At 70.6% G+C, this 2,812-nt stretch carries 1 protein-coding gene; it reads left to right on the top strand.

The features are described 5' to 3' along the window. Positions 1 to 2,784 (top strand): ATP-dependent DNA helicase (locus LQV45_RS24130; RefSeq protein WP_230009155.1); only part of this gene is annotated, 2,784 nt, incomplete at its 5' end. Positions 2,785 to 2,812 lie beyond the last annotated feature (28 nt).

Genomic DNA, 2,812 nt, shown 5'->3' with positions numbered 1-2,812 from the left:
CGGATCATCGAATCAGGGCGGAACGCCGAGGACCTTGTGGCCTTGGCCCGGCAGTGCAACCGGCCGGACTGGATTCCGGCGGCCGCCCTGTACTCCGAATACCGCGATGTCCTGGACCTGCGCATGCCCGAGGCCTTCGACCCCGCCGGCATCATCACTGCCGCGCGCCAGATCTTCCAGGACTCACCCGATTTCCTCGCCGCCGAACGCGACCGCCTGCAGCTGATTCTCGTGGATGACATCCAGGAGGCGAACCCGGCGGTCTTCGAATTGCTCGCCGACATCGCCGCCGGCAAGGATGCCATCATCACTGCCTCGCCGGACACCGTGGTTCAGGGCTTCCGCGGGGCACGCCCCGATCTCGTGGCGGAGCTTCCCGGCCTCCTGGCACCTGACGGGACGATCCTGGAACGACCCCTGTGGACGGCGCATCGGCAGGACCCGGCAGTGGCGGAGGCATGGCTGTCAGTGGCCGGGCGCATCTCCCGCAGGTCCGGCGGGCAGTCCGCCCGCCGGCTCGAACAGCCCGGACCGGTGCCGGCACCGGACGGGCAACCAGTCCCGACACCGGACAGAGCCGCCGGCGCCCGGGCGGGGACGGTCGAGGCCCACCTGCTGCCGTCCCCGGTCCACGAGCTGCGGTATGTGGCCCAGCGGATCCTCGAAGCCCAGCTGAACGACGCCCGGGAACTCGGGGACATCGCCGTGATCGTGCGCAACGGCGGTCAGCTCAGCCAGTTGCAGCGGTACCTGGCCGGCCAGGGGATTCCGGTCCGGATTCCCGTCGCCGAATCCGCCGTCCGGGACGAGGTCGCGGTCCGTCCGCTGCTCGATGCCTATGCGGTGGCCCTGGACCCTGCCGTGCTCACACCCGAGTCAGCTGTGTCCTTGCTGACGTCCCGGATAGGCGGCGCCACCGCGATTGAACTGCGGAGGCTGCGGCAGTCGCTGCGCCGGGAGGAACTCCTGGGCGGCGGCGGGCGCACCAGCGACGCGCTCCTGGTCGAAGCCCTGCTGGAGCCGGGAGCGCTCGCAACGCTGGGCATCGAGGGTCACTCGGCCCGCCGGATTGCCCGGATGATCGCAGCGGGCCGGGACGCCGCCGGTGCCCCCGGAGGCAACGCAGAGACGGTGCTCTGGGCGCTCTGGCATTCCACCGGCCTGGCCTCCCGCTGGACCGACGCCGCCCTCGCCGGAGGCTCAGCCGGTGCCCGGGCCGACCGTGACCTTGATGCCATGATGGCGCTGTTCCATACCGCGGAACGCTTTGTGGACCAGCTGCCGGGTTCCGGCCCGGAGCAGTTCCTTGAATACCTGCTCAGCCAGGAACTTCCCATGGATACCCTCGCCGCCCGGGCGCAGCTGGAAGACGCGGTGGAGCTCATGACCCCTGCCAGCGCGGCCGGCCGCGAATGGCCGGTGGTCATTGTGCCCGGACTTCAGGAAGGCGTGTGGCCCAACACCCGGTTGCGCGGCGAACTGCTCGGCAGCACGTTGTTCGCCGACGCCGTCGAGCACGGCGTGGAGTATGCCCTGCGACTGGATCCGCAGAGCCGGCTGCGCGAAATACGCTATGACGAGCTCCGGAGCTTTTCCACGGCAGTGTCCCGCGCCCGGGAGGTGCTGATCTGCACGGCGGTGTCCTCGGAGGACGAGCAGCCGTCCTCGTTCCTGGACTATGTGGCGCCGTTGCGGCCCGGGCAGGACCGCCGGGGCTTTACCCCGGTCGAGCGTCCGCTGACGCTCCGGGCGCTGGTAGCGGAGCTGCGGCAGTACGCCCAGCTCGACCCGAGGGCGGCCGAATCGGCGGAAGCCGCGGCCGTCCTGGGGGGCCTGGCCACGGCCCAGCCGCCGGTTCCGGGCGCGCACCCCGCGAGCTGGTGGGGGCTGGCGGAGTTGTCCTCGGAGGAGGCGGTGGTTCCGCCGGGCGGTACTGTGTTCGTGTCGCCATCGAAGGTCGAAACCGTGCAGAAATCTCCGCTGGACTGGTTTGTCCAAGCCGCCGGCGGTGAAGCCGCCACCGATTTTGCCCGCAGCCTCGGAACGCTGGTCCACGCCATTGCGCAGGACCTCCCGGACGCCTCGGGAAGCGAGTATGTCGCCGAACTCGTCCGGCGCTGGCCCACGCTGGGGATGAAGGACAACTGGGAAGGCAAACTGGACTTCCAGCGAGCCGAGTCCATGGTCCGCAAGCTCGCCCAGTATGTCCTCGTGATGCGCAGCGAGGGCCGGAGCCTGATCGGCGTCGAACAGGACTTTGAGGTGAAGCTGCCGGACGTTCCGGCGGAGGCCGCTTCCACACACGCCGGATCCGATCCGGGCGAGGGCGGAAGCGCCGGTCCGGCGCGGCCCGCCGTGCTCAGGGGCCAGGTCGACCGGCTGGAGATCGACGCCGAGGGCCGGCTGGTGATCATCGACCTCAAGACCGGCAAACGCCAGCCCGGCAAAGCGGATCTGGACCGGCACCCGCAGCTCGGTGCCTACCAGGCCGCCGTGCTGGCCGGCGGCTTCGCGGGTCCCGACGACGGTCCGCCGCCGCTGCCGGGCGGCGCCGTCCTGGCCCAGCTGGGCACCACCACCAAGAGCCCCGGCATCCAGGCCCAGGCACCGCTGGATCCGCAGGACAACTGGGCACTGGAGATGGTCGGCGACGCCGCCCGCGTGATGTCCGGCAGCGTTTTCCAGGCCCGCCACGATCCGTCCAAGGGAGGCCATAGCGGCCACGGCTGCCGGCTCCCTGAAGTGTGCCCGCTGTGCGTGCGGGGAAAGCAGGTTACTGAATGAGCCCCGAGGCGCCGGCAAGCGGCCCGAC

This window comes from Microbacterium sp. Bi128, assembly GCF_918698205.1.
The sequence above is the reverse complement of the archived record's forward strand: the minus strand, read 5'-3'. Positions and strand labels throughout refer to the sequence as shown.